Source organism: Acetomicrobium sp. S15 = DSM 107314 (genome assembly GCF_016125955.1).
GTDB lineage: Bacteria > Synergistota > Synergistia > Synergistales > Thermosynergistaceae > Thermosynergistes > Thermosynergistes pyruvativorans.
The window spans coordinates 65,076-82,130 of record NZ_JADEVE010000184.1; the positions used below are offsets into that span (position 1 = coordinate 65,076).

20 protein-coding genes and 1 tRNA gene are annotated in these 17,055 nt (G+C 52.3%); 17 read left to right on the top strand and 4 right to left on the bottom strand.

What is annotated here, in order from left to right; genetic code table 11:
* Positions 1-8 precede the first annotated feature (8 nt).
* The 5 genes from EZM41_RS05020 (at position 9) to proC (ending at position 2,463) form a co-directional block, all read left to right on the top strand.
* Positions 9-96 (top strand) — tRNA-Leu (locus EZM41_RS05020).
* 264 nt (positions 97-360) lie between these two features.
* On the top strand, positions 361-963 hold the full coding sequence (locus EZM41_RS05025) for a L,D-transpeptidase (protein ID WP_342449239.1): 603 nt from the start codon (positions 361-363) through the stop codon (positions 961-963).
* Between the two features lie 23 nt (positions 964-986).
* Positions 987-1,205, top strand: coding sequence for a winged helix-turn-helix domain-containing protein (locus EZM41_RS05030; protein WP_198470042.1), 219 nt, complete (start codon positions 987-989; stop codon positions 1,203-1,205).
* Between the two features lie 17 nt (positions 1,206-1,222).
* Positions 1,223-1,582 carry a J domain-containing protein gene (locus EZM41_RS05035; RefSeq protein WP_198470043.1) on the top strand — a complete coding sequence of 120 codons (360 nt, stop codon included), beginning with the start codon at positions 1,223-1,225 and terminating at the stop codon, positions 1,580-1,582.
* Between the two features lie 32 nt (positions 1,583-1,614).
* Entirely contained in the window at positions 1,615-2,463 is an 849-nt protein-coding gene (gene proC / locus EZM41_RS05040) for a pyrroline-5-carboxylate reductase (RefSeq protein WP_232619077.1), read from the top strand.
* On the opposite strand, the gene EZM41_RS05045 is transcribed toward proC, so the two are convergent.
* Both EZM41_RS05045 and EZM41_RS05050 read right to left on the bottom strand, forming a co-directional pair.
* Positions 2,444-3,007 carry a hypothetical protein gene (locus tag EZM41_RS05045; RefSeq protein ID WP_198470044.1) on the bottom strand — a complete coding sequence of 188 codons (564 nt, stop codon included), beginning with the start codon at positions 3,005-3,007 and terminating at the stop codon, positions 2,444-2,446. The two genes, proC and EZM41_RS05045, sit on opposite strands and share 20 nt — an antisense overlap.
* Before the next feature lie 369 nt (positions 3,008-3,376).
* Complete coding sequence (locus tag EZM41_RS05050) at positions 3,377-3,649, bottom strand: F0F1 ATP synthase subunit gamma (RefSeq protein WP_198470045.1); 273 nt, start codon at positions 3,647-3,649, stop codon at positions 3,377-3,379.
* A 303-nt stretch (positions 3,650-3,952) separates the two neighbouring features.
* On the opposite strand from EZM41_RS05050, the gene EZM41_RS05055 reads away from it, so the two are divergent.
* The 5 genes from EZM41_RS05055 (at position 3,953) to EZM41_RS05075 (ending at position 9,238) form a co-directional block, all read left to right on the top strand.
* Positions 3,953-5,407, top strand: coding sequence for a leucyl aminopeptidase (locus EZM41_RS05055; protein ID WP_198470046.1), 1,455 nt, complete (start codon positions 3,953-3,955; stop codon positions 5,405-5,407).
* 189 nt (positions 5,408-5,596) lie between these two features.
* Positions 5,597-6,430 (top strand): SIS domain-containing protein, encoded by an 834-nt coding sequence (locus EZM41_RS05060; protein ID WP_198470047.1) that lies wholly within the window; start codon positions 5,597-5,599, stop codon positions 6,428-6,430.
* Between the two features lie 60 nt (positions 6,431-6,490).
* On the top strand, positions 6,491-7,840 hold the full coding sequence (locus EZM41_RS05065) for an aspartate aminotransferase family protein (RefSeq protein ID WP_198470048.1): 1,350 nt from the start codon (positions 6,491-6,493) through the stop codon (positions 7,838-7,840).
* A gap of 47 nt (positions 7,841-7,887) precedes the next feature.
* The gene (locus EZM41_RS05070) at positions 7,888-8,577 is read left to right on the top strand and encodes a 3-oxoacid CoA-transferase subunit A (protein ID WP_198470049.1); all 690 of its coding nucleotides are present in this window, start codon (positions 7,888-7,890) and stop codon (positions 8,575-8,577) included.
* The gene (locus tag EZM41_RS05075; RefSeq protein ID WP_198470050.1) at positions 8,561-9,238 is read left to right on the top strand and encodes a 3-oxoacid CoA-transferase subunit B; all 678 of its coding nucleotides are present in this window, start codon (positions 8,561-8,563) and stop codon (positions 9,236-9,238) included. The genes EZM41_RS05070 and EZM41_RS05075 overlap by 17 nt, the downstream gene beginning before the upstream one ends.
* 136 nt (positions 9,239-9,374) lie before the next feature.
* On the opposite strand, the gene EZM41_RS05080 is transcribed toward EZM41_RS05075, so the two are convergent.
* Entirely contained in the window at positions 9,375-10,739 is a 1,365-nt protein-coding gene (locus EZM41_RS05080; protein WP_198470051.1) for an SLC13 family permease, read from the bottom strand.
* Positions 10,740-11,324: 585 nt separating this feature from the next.
* Here EZM41_RS05080 and EZM41_RS05085 point away from each other — a divergent pair.
* The 7 genes from EZM41_RS05085 to EZM41_RS05115 all read left to right on the top strand — a co-directional run bounded on the left by EZM41_RS05085 (position 11,325) and on the right by EZM41_RS05115 (position 16,449).
* Complete coding sequence (locus EZM41_RS05085; RefSeq protein WP_198470052.1) at positions 11,325-11,570, top strand: sulfurtransferase TusA family protein; 246 nt, start codon at positions 11,325-11,327, stop codon at positions 11,568-11,570.
* A gap of 66 nt (positions 11,571-11,636) precedes the next feature.
* Positions 11,637-12,542 (top strand): YeeE/YedE family protein, encoded by a 906-nt coding sequence (locus tag EZM41_RS05090; protein ID WP_198470053.1) that lies wholly within the window; start codon positions 11,637-11,639, stop codon positions 12,540-12,542.
* Between the two features lie 138 nt (positions 12,543-12,680).
* Positions 12,681-13,037, top strand: coding sequence for a DsrE/DsrF/TusD sulfur relay family protein (locus EZM41_RS05095; RefSeq protein WP_198470054.1), 357 nt, complete (start codon positions 12,681-12,683; stop codon positions 13,035-13,037).
* 11 nt (positions 13,038-13,048) lie between these two features.
* The gene (locus tag EZM41_RS05100) at positions 13,049-13,405 is read left to right on the top strand and encodes a DsrE family protein (RefSeq protein ID WP_198470055.1); all 357 of its coding nucleotides are present in this window, start codon (positions 13,049-13,051) and stop codon (positions 13,403-13,405) included.
* A 10-nt stretch (positions 13,406-13,415) separates the two neighbouring features.
* Positions 13,416-13,685, top strand: coding sequence for a sulfurtransferase complex subunit TusB (gene tusB / locus EZM41_RS05105; RefSeq protein WP_198470056.1), 270 nt, complete (start codon positions 13,416-13,418; stop codon positions 13,683-13,685).
* Between the two features lie 236 nt (positions 13,686-13,921).
* A complete protein-coding gene (locus EZM41_RS05110; protein ID WP_198470057.1) occupies positions 13,922-15,694 on the top strand; it encodes a methyl-accepting chemotaxis protein in 1,773 nt (590 codons plus the stop codon).
* A gap of 14 nt (positions 15,695-15,708) precedes the next feature.
* Positions 15,709-16,449, top strand: a complete 741-nt coding sequence (locus EZM41_RS05115; RefSeq protein WP_198470058.1) for a PDZ domain-containing protein — start codon at positions 15,709-15,711, stop codon at positions 16,447-16,449.
* On the opposite strand, the gene EZM41_RS05120 is transcribed toward EZM41_RS05115, so the two are convergent.
* Positions 16,439-17,035, bottom strand: coding sequence for a uracil-DNA glycosylase (locus tag EZM41_RS05120; RefSeq protein WP_198470059.1), 597 nt, complete (start codon positions 17,033-17,035; stop codon positions 16,439-16,441). The two genes, EZM41_RS05115 and EZM41_RS05120, sit on opposite strands and share 11 nt — an antisense overlap.
* Positions 17,036-17,055: the final 20 nt, after the last annotated feature.

Sequence of the window (17,055 nt, forward strand, 5' to 3'; positions counted from 1 at the left end):
TCTTGTGTGCCGGGGTGGCGGAACAGGTAGACGCAGTGGACTCAAAATCCACCGGTGGTTGCCATCGTGCGGGTTCGAGTCCCGCCCCCGGCACCACTTTTTACAAACCCAGTCGGAATTAACACTTGCCTTTTTGAAGCTCAACGCGGGGGAGCGTATATGCGCTTTACCTGCCTATAAACAGCCCTCATTTCGTTTTCCTTGTAATGAAGTATAAGTGCGTTCTTGACCTTGCAAAATGGGCAATGATAATATTCTTGCGGCGCAGGGCAAGATTTCGTCGTTGGTAAGCAGACAAAGGCGTGTTGTGTTATGATTAAAAAACTTGGCGTTAAAATTTGAAGCTGGGGGTTTTAACAGGTGAGGTCTTCGTTTAAACGTTTTTCGGAAAACCGTGTCCGCCGTAGGCGACTGTGGTTATTGCCGGTGTTGTTTCTTTTAGCGGGCCTTTCGTTTTGGGGCATTAAAACCCTTTGGACTTCCGAGAGCGCTACCGCCGGCGGCGGTCAAAAAGAAAAGGACGTCTCAGTTGCTTCCATTGCGGCGACCGCTCCTGCTAAGGGCGGAGAGGTGTGGGTGAAAGTGGTAAAGAGTTCCCATACACTTTATTTATATGAGGGTGACAAGATAATTAAGACCTCTATCGTCGCGGTGGGCGAAAATCCCGGAGATAAACAGAGAGCCGGCGATCGCAGAACGCCCGAGGGAGAGTTTGTCGTCGAGCAGATTCAAAATTCGAGCTACTGGAAATACGACTTCGGAGACGGCCCTGTGGAAGGAGCTTATGGACCGTGGTTTATACGGTTAAAGACCGGATGGCAGGGTATAGGAATTCATGGCACCCACGACGAATCTTTTCTGGGGAAGGACGTCACAGAGGGGTGCATTAGGATGAAAAACGAGGATTTAGAGTTTTTGAAGAGTCGCATAAGCATCGGGACAAGGGTGGTAATAGAACCTTAAAGGGCGCAAGGGGGGCGAAGGGGATGGATAGGGTCGACACAGAAGAGATAGGAAAGACGGCTGGATTGGTATGGGATTATTTGGAAGAGAATGGGCGAAGCTCTATCAATGCCCTCTATAAAAATTTAAGGGTTTCCAAGCGGTTGGTCGATGCGGCCATAGGTTGGCTGGCCAGGGAGGGGAAGTTATCGTTCAGTCACGAGCAAAGGGGTACTTACGTAGAACTCCTTGAGTCCAAGTAGTCCTGCGGCGAATCCCTATGGCTATAATCCTCAAAATAACCGGTTTTATACTTCCCTTTTTGCTGCTTTCAGCGGTGGCCTGCGTTGTCAATGGTACCGCTTCTCGCTTGCAGAATCTGAGAGGTTTGCGTCTGCGAAGAGCGTTGCCGCCACAGAAGTTTGGCGCCTTGCGTGATCCTTACTCCGTTTTGGGTTGCCAGCCGGGAGCCACTGAGGATGAAATAAGGCGTGCGTATAAGAGCCTGGTCCTCAAATATCACCCCGACAGGGTTAAAACTTTGGGGTTGGACGAGGAGTTCGTTCAATTGGCCTCAAAAAGGTTTCAAGAAATTAGGGTTGCATACGTGTATCTGATGGCACTTAAGCGCAGATCTTGATATAGACCTTTAGCTACCGGGAGGGAGCGACGTTGGATAATTTGAAGGACTACAAAATAGCGGTGATCGGAGCGGGCATTATAGGAGGAGCCATTGCCGATGCCCTGGCTCCTTATTGTCAAGTAATGGCTACGAGGCGCAGCAAGGAGAAGCTCGAGGAGATCAAGAAAAAGGGCATCGAAACGACGCAGGATAACATTGCGGCGGCCACATGGGCAGATGTGGTGGTGGTCGCTGTAAAACCGAAGCAGGTGGTTCCCGTTCTACAGGAGATAACCTCGGCGGTAGAGGACAAACTCGTCATATCCTTCGCTGCAGCCATATCTTTAGACATTATGAGGCGCGTCGCACCGCGCTCGCGCTTCATAAGAGCCATGACCAATATAGCAGCGATTGTGCGTAAGGGTTACACAGTGTATGCCTACGGCGGTGAGGTCCTACAAAAGGACATAGCCTTAGCCGAGGCGATATTTGCAAACCTAGGCGAGGCGAGGGCTGTGGACGAGCAATTTCTCGACGTCTTGACCGCCATGTCCGGCTCTGGCCCAGCGTATATATATACCGTAGTGGAGTCCATGATTTATGGAGCTTTGAGGATGGGTTTGCCTCGCGACTTGGCGTTGCAGGCTGCTGCCCATACAGCCATCGGTGCCTCGCACCTCCTGCTCGCCTCTGGGAGGCATCCGGCCGAACTGAGGGACCTCGTCGTCACGCCGGGCGGCGTGACGATAGAGGGAATCTACGAATTAGAAGAAAGCCGCATACGCACGGCCTTTATGAAGGCAATCAGCGCCGCCTCCGTAAAGGCGCAACAATTCTCTGAGGATGCGAGGGTGCAGGCGGAGAAAACCTTAGGTAACATCAGCGAGGGCTCGGATTAGCACCGGCCTTCCAACGGATCAGTTTCTTGAACAGCTGGAAAGAGGTTTTATCGTCCCTCGGGCTATTGTCCGAGGGATAATTTTCGGGGGCGATATCTCTCTGGACGACTTCTTTAACCGCCGCGCGAGTCACCTCTTTGCTACTTCCCTTATCGTGAGCGCACCTCTGTGGCAAAGGAGTATTATTTACAACTGCGCAGTTATGCTTTAACAGCTTTTCTATCTCCGCCCTTATTTCCTCCAATTGGTGACGGAGGTGTGCGTTTTCTCGTGAAAGGCGGTCCACCTCAGCCTCCGTTTTCTCTAAAGACGAGAGCAGCTTTGGTATATCGTCTTTGGCTGCTGCAATGAAGCGGCCGTCTGCCTCTCGCTGTTGGATCACGTTCCCTTTTCGGCGGCCATAGTCCCCAATCACCTCGCAGACAAAAAAATTCAAGGGACTTTTCGATTTCATGGAAACTGCACGCCCTGAGAACTGCCAAGGGCCAGGGGTGGCAGATTCGTGGCGCCTTCGTATCTCTTCACGCTCTTCTTTATTTAACAAGGCTACCCCCTCCGCCTAAAGGATGAAAATCGTGCATGCTTCTCGCTGCGCAAACGAGGCTTACTCGACTATTATACGTAAACCGTGGCTCTTCTGTACGTGTGCCCGTCGTAGAGGCGACTGCGTCTTTCAGAGATGACTAAAAAAGATCAAAGACTAAAGGTAGACGAATAACGTTATTGAAGACGCAGATGATATCGGCCGAAGAGTTGAAGGCGCTAAAAGCAAGCAGAGCGAGGAAATTAAAGGAAGCGCAATAGAAGCCACAGAACATTTTAGCTAAAACTCGATAAGTTGCGTTTTTACCCTAAACCATTCGGAGGGAAGAGCGCATGCTTTTGTTCCGAATGGTTTAGGGTAAACCAAATCCTACTGCGAGTTGGACTCTGGGATTTGGGATAGTTTTTTGAGGAGCTCCTTCAGATGCCCCTCTCTTTCTATTGGTTGCATTTTGAAGTGAGCGTTCAAAAACTCAAAGGCATCTACCCCGGCCATTTCAGTTAATTTGACGAATATGTCTGCGATCTCGTCGCTGTGCTTCTTCAAAAAGCGTTGTTTTGTTTTCTCCAGCTTTTGCTGGGTTTTCTGGATTACTTCCTCTATGGAGCTCCTTCTCCTTCTTTGTCTCATCTGATCGATCATATTTAACCCCCCTATTTTTTTAAGATCTCAAGTGCTGTCAAGTAATTATACACCTTTTCGCGTAAACTTCCATATCTGTCTAAAGATAGGGCATAATGTGACTACGCGGTGAAAAAGAGGGCGCTATCGTTATCGTAAAGTTAACAATGCCAGTTAACTTGTGAGCCAATATAAAAGTGCAGTGTGCGCAAGCGCCGGTATTTTTGACGCCATGAATAGGGCACAGAAGGCGGCAGTAGTATAATCTTTGGAACGGATCATGTTCGTCGTAGGCTTTTTAATATAGCTTTGGAGGTGGATGTAATGCGCGTAGAGTCTATGCCCCACGATCTATCCGGTTTCGAGGGGGAATCGCTGGGGCTTTTGCTGTTCGAGGGTGATCTCGACGGTATCAATTGTCTGGGGGATCTGGCATCTGAGGTACGCTCCAGGGCTGAGCTTGAGCGGTTCACCGGAAATAAGGAAAGCTTTATCAAGGCCACATTCCCTGACGGGCGTATCAAGCGCGTAATTTTAGCCGGCTTGGGGAAGAGGGAAAAAGCCACGCCCGATGCCTTTCGTACGGGCGCAGCTTTGGTCGTAAAGGAGGCAGCTAAATCAGGGGCAGCTTCTTTGGCTCTTGCAACGCCAACCGCGCCGGATGCCTCGGTCTCTCAAGCCCTCACCGAGGGAGCGCTGCTTGGAAGCTACAGCTTTGACCGCTATAGATCTAAGAAAGATGAACCCGAGACTAAGATAAAGCAAGTTATGGTAGCAGGCGGAGACGAGGAGGCATTGAACAGGGGTGCGCTTTTCGCCTGCGGTCAAAACTACGCCAGAGACTTGGCTAACGAGCCGGCCAACGTAATCAACCCGCTTACCTTCTCGGGTGAAGCTCAGAAGGTGGCAAAGGAAGTAGGGCTCGAATGCACCGTATACGACGAGAGCCACCTACAAGGGATGGGCATGAACGCCCTTTTGGCAGTCGGCAAGGGATCCGCTATTCCTCCCAAGTTCGTTCATCTGGTGTATCGTCCGGCGGAAAGGTCGGCGAAGCGGGTAGCTTTCGTCGGCAAGGGGATCACTTTCGACAGCGGCGGTTTGAACATAAAGCCAGATGAACACATGAGGGGGATGAAAGGAGACAAGATGGGCGCCTGTAACGTTTTGGCCGCCATGCGCACGATTGCCCACCTGCGCCCTCCTGTGGAAGTCCACGGCCTTATAGGGCTCGCTGAGAATATGCCCAGCGGAGATGCCTACAGGCCAGATGACGTGATTAAAGCATATAATGGCAAGACCATAGAAATAGGGAGCACCGATGCCGAAGGGCGCGTCACCATGGCCGATGTCCTGTCTTATGCTTCGAAGCTTAAGCCAGATTACATCATAGATATGGCTACACTGACCGGGGCTTGCATAATCGCATTGGGAGGCTACATGGCTGGCCTCTTTTCAAACGACGAGGACTTTGCAAGAGACCTCCTTTCGGCGTCATCTCGAAGCGGCGAGAGGGTGTGGCGTCTTCCGCTCGATGATGAGCGGCTGCGGAAGCGTATCGATTCCCCCATAGCCGATGTGGCAAATGTAGGGGGACGTCCTGGCGGTGCCATCACGGCGGCCATGTTCCTTCAGGAGTTCGTGGAGGAGGGCATACCCTGGGCGCACCTCGACGTTGCCGGTGTGGACAATTACAAGGAGCCGTTCGGATATTATGCCAAAGGGGCTACGGGCTTCGGTGTCCGCTTATTTCTTGAATGGCTCTATTCGATAATCTGAGAGGTTTGAGGCGGGTTTAACTTAACAGTCTTTCGCGAAGTGGACGGGAGGTCGCAAGGCCTTCCGTCCACTGTTTATGTCGGTTCACGAGTATTGACAGACGAAGGCGAGGTCGCTATGATGTAGTTGCATAATTTGCTGCATAAATTAAAAATAGATGCAAGTTATGCTGCAGAAAGGTGGGGTCGCGTGATCCAAAGGCTTATTCGAGAGAGGTTGAGCACCCTCCCTCCAGGTCAAGCTGAGGTGGCGCGCTTCATAGCGCAAAATCCACAGGAGGCAGCCTTCCTCACCGCCGCTCAGATAGGCTTCAGGGTGGGTGTGAGCGAATCCACGGTCATCCGCTTGGCGATGGCCTTGGGTTATCCAGGTTTTCCCGAGATGAGGACAGCTATCGCCGGCCAGGTTAAAGATCAACTTTCTACGCTCGAGCGCCTGCATCGTTATGATGAAACTTCAGTGGACTCTTCTCTTCTGCGACGAGCGCTTAGAGAGGACATGGGCAATCTCTCCGGGGCCCTCTTATCGGTGGACGAAGGAGCGCTTGAGGCACTATCTTATGCCATAGTTCAGGCTAAAGAGACTTACATTCTGGGCTTACGGAGCGCTCATTCCCTCGCCTACTATCTGTGGTTTTACCTGTCTTGGTTTTTGCCTCACGTGCAGCTTTTGGGAAGGGAGAACATCTGGGAGAGGATAGCGCAGGGAACGCCCGAAACGCTCTTTGTTGGGATGAGCTTTCCCCGCTATACGCGCCTTACCGTCGAGGCCTTAGAGGCTGCAAGGGTGAAAGGGCTTTCCACGGCAGCCATAACCGATTCTTTGGTCAGTCCCTTGGCTGCCTGCGCTCAAATCGTCCTCGCCATTCCATCTAAGCCCATCTCTTTCATAGATTCGTTTTCTGCCCCGATGAGCGTCTTAAACGCTCTTATCCTCGGTGTAGTGGGGAAATGCAAGGATTGCGCGGAAGAGCGCTTAGAAGAACTCGAACGGATGTGGCAAGAAAGGCAAATCTATCTATAGTGTGGGCGATGGACTCCGTCGGGTAAGGGAATTGGGGTAAAAAGGGGGGTGTATTTTGTTATGAGCGAAAAATGTCACGTCTTTCCGAGGGATTTCACTCAGGATTTGCCTATGGCGGTTAAGGCGAGCGGCATTTACATCTACGACGATCAAGGCAAGGAATATATCGACGGTTGCAGCGGTGCCCTCATATCAAATGTGGGGCACTGCGTGCCGGAAGTGGTCGAGGCGGTATGTGAACAATTGCGTCGCTTGGAATTTGCCCACACCTCCCGCTGGAGCAACGAGGCCATAGAGCGAGCTGCCGCCCAGGTAGCAAGCCTTGCCCCCATGGGGATGAGTTACGTCTGGTTCGTCTCCGGCGGGAGCGAGGCCGTGGAATCGGCAGTGAGGCTCGCTCGGAGCTTTTATCTTGAGCGAGACGGAGGGGGGTCGCAGAAGCACCTCATCATAGGCAGGTGGAACTCGTATCACGGAAGCACCATGGGGGCCGTGGCAGTAGGGGGCAATATCCCAAGGCGCAGGGCCTTTGTCCCCATGTTCATGGAGCATCCAAAAATTGAGACCCACTATTGCTATCGTTGCCCTTTTTCTCTCGCCTATCCGTCATGTGGCTGCGCTTGCGCGAAAAAGCTCGAAGAGGCGATCAAACGCATAGGCCCTCAATATATAGCGGCGTTTTTAGCTGAGCCAATTGTGGGTTCGACTGTGGGGGCGCTCCCTCCGCCTGACGAATATTGGCCCATGGTGAGGGAAATCTGTGATCGCTACGACGTATTGTTGATAGCAGACGAGGTGATGACTGGTTTCGGCAGGACGGGGGAGAACTTCGCCGTGGATCACTGGAGCGTGATCCCGGATATCATCGCCTGCGCCAAGGGGATGGCGGCAGGCTATGTTCCCACCGGCGGGGTCATCGTAAAAGATGCCGTAGCGGAAGTAATAAAGAAGGGAAGCGGCGCATTTCCCATGGCGCACACTTATTGCGGCAATCCAGTGAGCGGCGCTGCCGTCGAGGCTGTGATCAAATACATAAAGGCTCACAACCTCGTGAAAAATGCACGCGTCCAGGGAGAACTTTTGGGGTCACTCTTAAAAGAACTGGAAGAGATTCCTATCGTGGGTGAGGCGAGAGGCAAAGGGCTCATGTGGGGGGTGGAGCTCGTGGCCGATAAAGCTACCAAGCGTCCATTCCCCAGAAAGCTCAAGACTTCTGGCGTCGTAACGCGTGAGTGCATGAGGCGCGGCCTCGTGGTCTATCCCGGTGGAGGCATGGCTGACGGCGTGGACGGCGACAACTTCATGGTGGCTCCTCCTCTAACAGTTAAAGAAGGTGAAGTGCGCGAAATAGCTTCTCGCCTGAAAGGTGCCCTTGAGGCCGCCTCAGAAGCGGTACGTGTGGGCGCATGAAGCAGACAGCGCTTTAAAAAAAATAGATCGAGGAGGTTGGTATTGGCGTGCCTACGAAAGTGATAAAACCGGTAACCTCGGCCAAGGAAGCGGTTAGCGGCATCAAAGACGGAAGCAGCATTATGGTCGGAGGTTTTAACTATGGAGGCATTCCTTACACATTGATCGATGCCCTTGTGGAGAAGGGGGTAAAGGGCCTCACTCTTATATCCAACGACACCGCCTATGAAGACGTAGGGCATGGCAAACTCATATCTGGAGGACAAGCTAAGAAGGTGATCGCCTCCCATGTAGGGTTAAATAAGGCTACAAGTCGCCTTTACAACGAGGACAAACTCGAATTGGAACTGGTGCCCCAGGGGACGCTTGTGGAGCGGATCAGGGCCGGCGGTTTCGGCCTGGGCGGCTTTCTAACTCCTACGGGAGTGGGCACCGTGGCGGAGGAGGGGCATCAAGTTGTGGAGGTGGGTGGCAAGAAATTCATCCTGGAGCTCCCGTTAAAGGCGGATTTTGCCCTTATCCGAGCCCATTATGCCGATCGAATGGGCAATCTCACGTATTTCGGCACCAACAGAAATTTCAATCCTATAATGGCCACGGCAGCTGACGTCGTCGTGGCCGAGGTGGATGCCGTAGTGGACGTGGGATGCATCGATCCCAACGATGTGGTGACGCCCGGCATCTTCGTTGACATCTTAGTGGTAAAGGGGGACTCCTACTATGCTGCCCGCACTTAGCGAAGAGGAGAAAAAGCATCGCATCGCCAAAAGGGTTGCCCTGGAGTTCAGCGATGGCGATGTCGTGAATCTGGGCATAGGCATTCCTGCACTGGTTTCAGATTATATCCCGGAGGGGGTCAGGGTCATCCTGCAGACGGAAAACGGTGCTGTGGGGGCCGGTCCCAAGCCGGACGTAGAAGATCTGCGCTTCATAGGCGCAGGGGGTAGATGCCTTTCCATCGCGCCTGGCGGGTCATGCATAGCCAGCGACTTGAGTTTTGGCATCATTCGAGGAGGGCATTTAGACGCCACCGTCTTGGGAGCCTTGCAGGTGGATTCCGAAGGAAATTTGGCTAACTGGATGGTGCCGGGTGGCCTCGTGGCCGGTATGGGTGGCGCTATGGATTTGGTTGTGGGCGCCAAAAGAGTAATTATAGCCACGACTCATACGACAAAGGATGGTCGTCCTAAGCTCGTAAAAAAGTGCACGCTCCCTCTTACGGCCGTGAACGTCGTAGATGTGGTCGTAACAGAGCTCGCTCTCTTTCGTTTCTACGATGGGAAGATGGTCTTGGAGGAAGTGGCTCCCGGCGTTACGGTGGACGATATAAGGGCTTGCACCGAAGCCGATTTTGCGGCAGCGGAGCCCGTTCAAGTCATGAAAGGCATAACGCAGTAGAATTATCTTGACAGCGACTCACTGTTTAGGCGAGGTGAGTTGCCCGCAAATAAGGGATGCCGCAAGAAATCTGCGATGGACAAGCCGCATCGGTTCCTTCATGAGACGGCTTGTCCATCGAGTCAGCGGCTCTTCTTTATAGGCCCAAGATGCCGAAGAAGAGCATGCATACAAAACCGCCCACTACAGACATGGAAAGCCCCCAGATCAAAAGATGTCGGAACAGTTTGGATTTGTCCTCATGTTCCGGTGCGCAAGCTATGCAGAGAGCCCCGAGAGTCGAAAGGGGCGACATATCCACCATGTGCGCGCCAACGTTCACAGTGGAGATCAAAGCGACAGCGTATGCCACCTGCCCTGGCGTGCCCATGATGCCGAGGCTTCGCATCAACCCAGGCACGAGAGGTAAGAACATGGGCATTACCACGCCAGAAGAGCTCGAGTAGGCCGAGATGATGCCGGCTATCAGCGCCACCCAGAAGTGAAGGGTCAACGGTGTGGATATGGAGCCTATGAGCTCGACCAGCACGTTTAGACCTCCTGTTTTGTCCATGACTTCGACGAGCACCGTGACGCCGCAGACAAGTGTCAGGACGAACCACGGCACGCGAGCGATGGACTTCCTTACGTTTGCGGCGCCACAGAGCATCAAGATACCCGACAACAAGAAGGCTACAGACCCTACATTGGAGAATAGGCGTATCGCCCATTTGGGGAGCACTTGTGAAGCTCCCGGCAGCAGCGGCAAAAGGATCAAAATCACGTAAGCCGCCATGATCGCCACAGTAATCCGCTGCTTGTCGTCGAAGGGTTCCGGTTTAGGGGCGATCTCGTCGATGTTTAGTGTCCCGCGCGCTTTCCGCATCCAGGCTAAACCACCCAAAAGCAAAAAGCCAGCGATGTTGGTAATACATTGGGCTACCAAAGAATTCCAGTAGACCTTCCATTCTATGGGAACTATTCTCCCTACCTCTATACCTAAGTCACCTGCCATTTTCGATACGATCTCCATAGACACAATTCCCGTGGGAGCGAAGGGAGAAAAGGCGGCAGCGTTAGCCGTCCCTACCACTAAAAGCGTCATCAGAAAAGCCTTCATGCCTATTCGCCCTGCGATGGCCATGGCAAAAGGGGCTATCAGGGCTACGGTGGCGATATTGCCGGGGCCGATTGTGGTTAGAACCAACACGATCAGAAAGATTATGAGCGGAATGAGTGCAGTGTTTCCCTTGGCCAGGCGCACGGCGCTGATGGTGAGCTTATCCAGCGTGCCGTTCTCTTGGGCCATACCGAAGAGAAATGTGACGCCGAAGAGCGTCATGAATAGCGAGGTAGGCCAAAACCCCAAGACTTTGCTTCCGCTTAAACCTCCCCAGATTGTTCCCACCAAGAGAGCGAAAAAAATTCCCAAAAGGCCCGGATTCCATTCCTCCCTGAAGCAGCTTATGATGATGACGATCGCGAGAGCCACTAAGGAAAGCAACGCTGCTGTAGAAAACATCCGTTACCCCTCCCGTTTTTAAAAGAGTCATAGGATCACGACAACTATGCTTTTTACTTATCATATTATCTTAGAAACGTCAAGATAGGGTTCTCCGCTGTAAGACGACGTAATTTCGTCTTGGCCATAGCGCATGACCCATTTGCTTAATTACTACTTTGATCATCAATACTACGACGTGAATTATGAGAATTAAGAAAATACCCGGTATTATCTGTAAGGCTAATTGCTACAAGGACACATTTCAACTTAATTAGCTGCAATCTATTATGTTTTTCGCATGATTTTGATGGATTTTGCGTACAATAATTTGTCTCACCCTTGACAAATTGAGAGATCAAGGTTAAATTAACAATCAAGCGATTATGGTGTGTTCGAATGATGATAACATATATAATGCTAAAATTACTGAGATTAGCTATACCTAACATAATATACTATTTGAGGATTTTAAAGTATGAATCGTGAGAGGCGATTATGAAAGAGTGAAATTTTAGATGTAAAAGCAGTTATGGAGGGTATCATTATTCGAGGAAAGATATTTGAATCGATTATAAATTGTAAACTTACACGGAGGGATGAGAAATGGCAGATTACGAGGTGTCGAGGGTCATCGATGTGAGAGGCGAAGTGTGTCCTGTGCCGGACGTGGAGACGAAGAGGGCCATAAAGGGCGCAAAAGAAGGCGAGATCCTCAAGGTGCTCGTCGATTACCCGCTTTCGGTGGAGAGAATCCCTGAGAGCGTGAAGAAGCTGGGGAGCGAGGTTTTAGAAGTTAGAAAGAACGGCGGAAGCGACTGGGAGATCTACGTGAAGGTTAAAAAGCAATAGAGATTGCGAATGGCGCCGTGGCGAGATGCGGCGCCATTCGCGATGAGCGAGAGGGAGGGTAAAAACATGATCTTCAGCGGTTTTTTGATTGGCCTGATATTCGGGGCGCTCTTACAGAGGAGCAGGATGTGTTTCAATTCGGCCTTCAGGGATGTGTTGCTATTCAAAGATAACTACCTTCTAAAAATGGCCTTGCTCGCCGTGGCCGTCCAGATGGTCTTAGTGCATTTGCTGGCCCAGATGGGCTTGATCGCGCTTGCGCCTTCTGGCCTCAACTGGGTTGCGAACATAGTCGGTGCGTATATCTTTGGCCTTGGCATGGTTTTGGCAGGAGGATGTGCCAGCGGCGTGACCTATAGAGCCGGAGAAGGTCTTACAACCGCGTGGTTCGCCGCCATCTTTTACGGCGGGACGGCTTATGCCATGAGGAACGGTGGGGTATTCAGCGGCGTATGGAAATGGTTCCAAGGGTTCGGCGTTGCGCCATTTCAGTATTTTGATCAAGCCACAGGAGAAGGATTTTCAAGGCTGTATCTGCAGAAAGCCGGGCAAACGCTGCCCTCCGTCTTTGGCGTCAACCCGTGGATCGTTGTGGTCATATGCGTGGGCCTGATCCTCTGGTATGTCTTCGGCACGCAGACCAGCGAGAGGGAGTCGAAAATAGGGTTAAAAATGGCCGCCGTGCTGTTGGGCGCCGTAGGGGCTTTTGCCTGGTATTTCAGTGAACTGGTCGGAAGAAACTACGGGATGGGTATCACGGGAGGATGGTCTAACATATGGAGCGTCTGGCTTTCGGGTAAACCCTTCAGCTGGGATGGGTTGAGTGTCTTCGGCATCGTGGTGGGCGCTGCGATATCCGCCGTTATGGCGAAGGAATTTAAGCTCAGGATGCCGAGAAACCCCATCACATACGTGCAAGTCATGGGCGGTGGCATCGTCATGGGTTTCGGTGCCACCATAGCTGGCGGGTGAAACATCGGTCACTTCTTCACCGGCGTGCCGGTGCTCGCGATTTCTTCTATAGTTGCTTCGGTGTTTTTTGTGTTGGGAAACTGGACGCTTGCCTGGTTCCTATACGGGCGGGAATAACTCGACGGGAGGCTTGAAGCTATGAAGATAGCCATACAGGTAATGACTCCGCCCTACTCTTACCAAGATATGGACAGCGCGATAAAGATCGCCGAGGCAGCCCTCAACAAGGGACATGAGGTGGCGATATTCCTCTTTGCCGACGCAGTAAATGCTGCCAACTCGCGCGTCAAGCCGATCAGAATTGACAGGAATATTCCGAAAAAGTTAGAGGAGCTCATAAAGGAGAAGGGCTTGAGGGTTGACATTTGCGGGCTTTGTATGGAGTATAGGGGGCTTACGGAAGAGGCGATTATAGAGGGGGCGCGCCCCAGCGGGTTGCCTGAGCTGGCCAAGCTGATCGCCGAAAGCGACAGGTTCTTGAGCTTTCCTGCATGAGGTGACAGACGATGTCCAAGAAGGTGCTCTTTGTGGTTTATCAGTCCCCCGTGGGCTCTATATGGGTCAACGAGGCGTTTCGCACGGCTTTCGGCATGTATGGCGAGGATGTGGAGCCATCGATCCTGCTCATGAGTGAGGGCGTAGTCGCGTTGGCTCGCGAGTGTAAGCCAGAGAAATTGGGCTTGCTTTCGGTGAAGATGGTGCAGCGCTATGTCAAGCGTTACGGCACGCCCGTATATGCCGTCGGGGAAGATCTCGATACTTACGGCGTGAGGGATGTGGATGAGGGGTTTTCGGCCCAGATTATCAGAAAAGACGAACTCCCCGAGCTCTTCCGTCAACACGATTACGTGATATTCATGTGAGGTGAAGGCTATGGCTCTTATTTTGATAAAATACGGCCCAGATCATCCGGCGGAAGGGGTAAAGCTTTCGAGTGCAAGGGAGGGAGATTGTGCGGTACTCGTCCAAAACGGCGTCTATTGGGCTGCCTGTGATGCCTTGAAAGACGCAAAATGTCCGGTCTACGCCATAAAGGACGACTTCCTTGCCAGGGGTTATGAGGAAGAACAACTCGATATCGAGCTTATAGACTACGATGCTTTAGTCGAGCTGATTGAGAGAAACGAAGGGTTCCTGGGTTAGGTAGTTTGTAAGTTTTTAATCACGGTGTTCAGCGTAGCGGATGGGCCAAGATTCAGGAGATCCCATCCGCTTATTTTTGCGTTCACAGCTGCACACGTGCTGCTGCCTGCGTGGAAATAGAGCGGGCATGCCCCTCGCTGGGATTTGTGATAATATCAACGATAAAGCGGTGGCTTTCGAGATCGGATGAATGAAGCGCTTATGCTTTAAAGATCGATGCGAAGGGGGTAAACATGGTGTCTTTTTTTGGATCGCTCAGGCTCAGAAGCAGGTTATTCCTTTTGGTGCTGTTGCTTGTGGCCATCAACGCGGCCACGGGGTGGTATCTTATAACTGCCTTGAAAGGGCAAGGGAAAGCCATTGAAGAGCTTTATGGCGGGGGAATGGAAATAAGCAAGGCTGCTGAGGTCAATGTCGGCGCTTCTGGTCTGTTGACCTCCATGTACAGCACTTTTAACAGCCCGGAGGTGATATGGTCGGGCCAGGCGCTCATCATGGAGTCGATGCTGCAGAACCTCGAAAGGGCTATAAGTGGCTACGAAGAGATCACCGTGATCGAGGGCAATAAGGCGAGATGGGATGAAACGGCTAAAACATTCGCCGAATGGAGTGCCGGCGTCAAAGAAGTAATTGAGCTTTTCCGCAACGAAGCGCCGAGGGAAGAGGTTTCGAAAAAAATTGGTGGCATTTACCTCTCCACCAACGCCCTATCGCAGAGACTGGGCGAGATATTTTCCTTCTCTCAGATCGGCCTCGATACGATCTCCAACAACGCAACCTCTCGCCTGAACGAGGCGATAAAGACTTCTACCATCGCTATGGCCATCGCCGCCGCCGTCGCGCTGGTCCTTGGATTCTTGGTGGCCAGCTCCATAACTAAACCTTTGAAAAAACTCGTAACAAGCGTCCAAAACATAGCGGAAGAGTTGGATCTCACAGTTAGAGGCAATTCCAAAAGCAGGGATGAGACGGGCGACGTGAGCCGCTCTCTCGATCATCTCCTCGAGCGCTTCTCCGAAGCTCTGAAGGAGGTCTCCGGCGTTAGCCTGAGAGTGGCGGAGTCGGCTGAAAACTTCTCGGCCTCGAGCGAGGAGACGAGCGCCAACCTTCAAGAGGTCAAATCGAGCGCGGAGGCTATGGCCGCTCAGGTGGAAAACTTGGCCGCTGGGGTGGAGGAGATAAATGCCTCTGTGGAGGAGGTGGCCGCTGGGGCTCAGTCGGCTGCCCAGAGGAGTCAAGAAGTGACCGAGGAAGTAGAGAGGGCTCGAGGGGCAGGGGAGGATGGAATAAGGGCTGTTCAGAACGCCGTCGCTGCCTCTGTAAATGTGGCAGACGGAGCACTCAAGGCCTCGAATGTTGTGAGTGAACTCGCTGAGAGGGCCAAGCAGATTCAATCGTTTGTGGATGTTATAGGTTCTATAGCGGATCAAACTAACTTGCTCGCCCTGAACGCTGCCATAGAAGCAGCTCGTGCCGGCGAACACGGCAGGGGTTTTGCCGTGGTAGCGGAAGAGGTGAGAAAACTTGCCGAGGCGAGCAATGAGGCTGCCCTGAAGATCGCCGATCTCGCTCAAACGATAGTGGCAGACCTTGGCGAAGTCGTCGACGTCACTAAGGAGAACGCACGGATGGCCGATGGCGCCAAAGCTCAAGCTCAAGAGGCTGAAACTGCAATAAGCCGGATTATGGAGGCGCTGAGATCCATCACTGCCGCTGCTCAAGACATGGCTGCGCTGGCCGAAGAACAGGCTGCCTCGAGCGAGGAGATAGCCAGCACCGTTCAAAACATGGCAGAACGGACTCAGGACGTCGCCAGCGCCGTAGACAGTGTTCACAGGAGCATCGAAGAGGTTGCCCAGGCATCCAGGCATATCGCCGAAGGCTCCTCTGAGCTCGCAGATCTGGCCGGAAAGCTTCAGGAACTCGTGAGGCAATTCAAGATTGAGAAGGAAGAAGAGAAGACAACAGAAAAAACCACAGCGGAGGCTGGACTCGTGCCGGTGAGTTAATATCGGAGGTAGAGATGGCTTTGGTTTGGAAAGCAGCCAGACTGCTCGTTGTGGCGCTGATGGGGTGTTTGTTTTCTACGGCTGCCTGGGCTGATGTGGGGTGGTCAACCAGGGTAGCGGGGTTGTTAGTAGAACTCGCCAAGGGAGACAAAGCTTACAAGGTGGTCATAAGGAATGGCTCGCCTGATGATGTGCGTACGGTCATAAAAGAAGCAATGGAGAAGCACGACTTTGCTCTTGACCGAGAGGAGGAAGAAGTGCTCCTCTTTACAAAAAAATACGGCCTCTCTCGCTATGACGTAGTTTATCGTATCAGCAGCGTTAGAGATGGCACAGAGGTGATCGTGGCTGAAAGTATGCCGAGGAGCATCGTCTTTTTTGATCCTGGCATATTGGGGCGTACATATCGCAACCCAACTTACCTCAAGCCTATCCTGGATTCGGTAAAAGATCGTTTCGACAGGAGCGAACCCCAACTGCCGAAGACGGGGATCTTTTTGGGAGGTTCCGATGCAGGCGGTTATGTTATATCTTCTGTGGCGCAAGGAAGTCCGGCGGATGAGGCAGGTCTAAAAGCCGGAGATTTGGTGACGGAAGTAGACGGTGTGCCCTTAGCGGACCTCGCGATCGATGCGGCGAGGTTTCTGGCAGAAGACGGGCTGGGGAAACCTTCGATCCTCCTTACGGTTCATAGCCAGGGAGAGAGCCGCGTAGTGCGGTTGTATATGAAAGAACCCGCACAGGTTACTCCGTGAGGTTTTCTTGTAGGAAACGCCCGAGGGCGCGAAAGCCTTCCATGGTATCGGGGAGGAGTGAGTGATTGTATATGATCGAGGCCGGGTGAGGCATTGGGAATATGACCTTACCCTGTGCCTCGTAAGGCTTGCCGAAAAGAGCCGGTATGGCGCGATTTTCCGGCGGAACCGGCAGGCCGTGCAATTTGAAGATCACTTTCGCGGGAAACTTCCCCAATGTTAGGATCACCCTCGGAGATATGAGCGCTATTTCTCGTTCGAGGAAGGGAAGACAGGCGCAAACAGAACTCCATTTGGGGCGGCTGTAGCGAGGGATCATGCACTTCAAAAGGTTTGTACGGTATGTATCGCCAAACGAGAGACCCGCTGCTTCCATAAAATAACGCAAAAGGTGGCCCGATGGTCCGATGAAGGGACGGCCTACCATGTCCTCGCCTTCGCCAGGAGCTTGCCCCACTATCATAAGGAAAGCGCGGTCGTTGCCTTCCCCTGGCACCGCACAAAAACGACGCTCGCTCAAAATGCAGCGATGGCAGTTCCTCACTTCCTGAGCCAATTCTTCGAGCGCTTTTTTGTCATTTCCCATATACATAGATATCTTGTAAA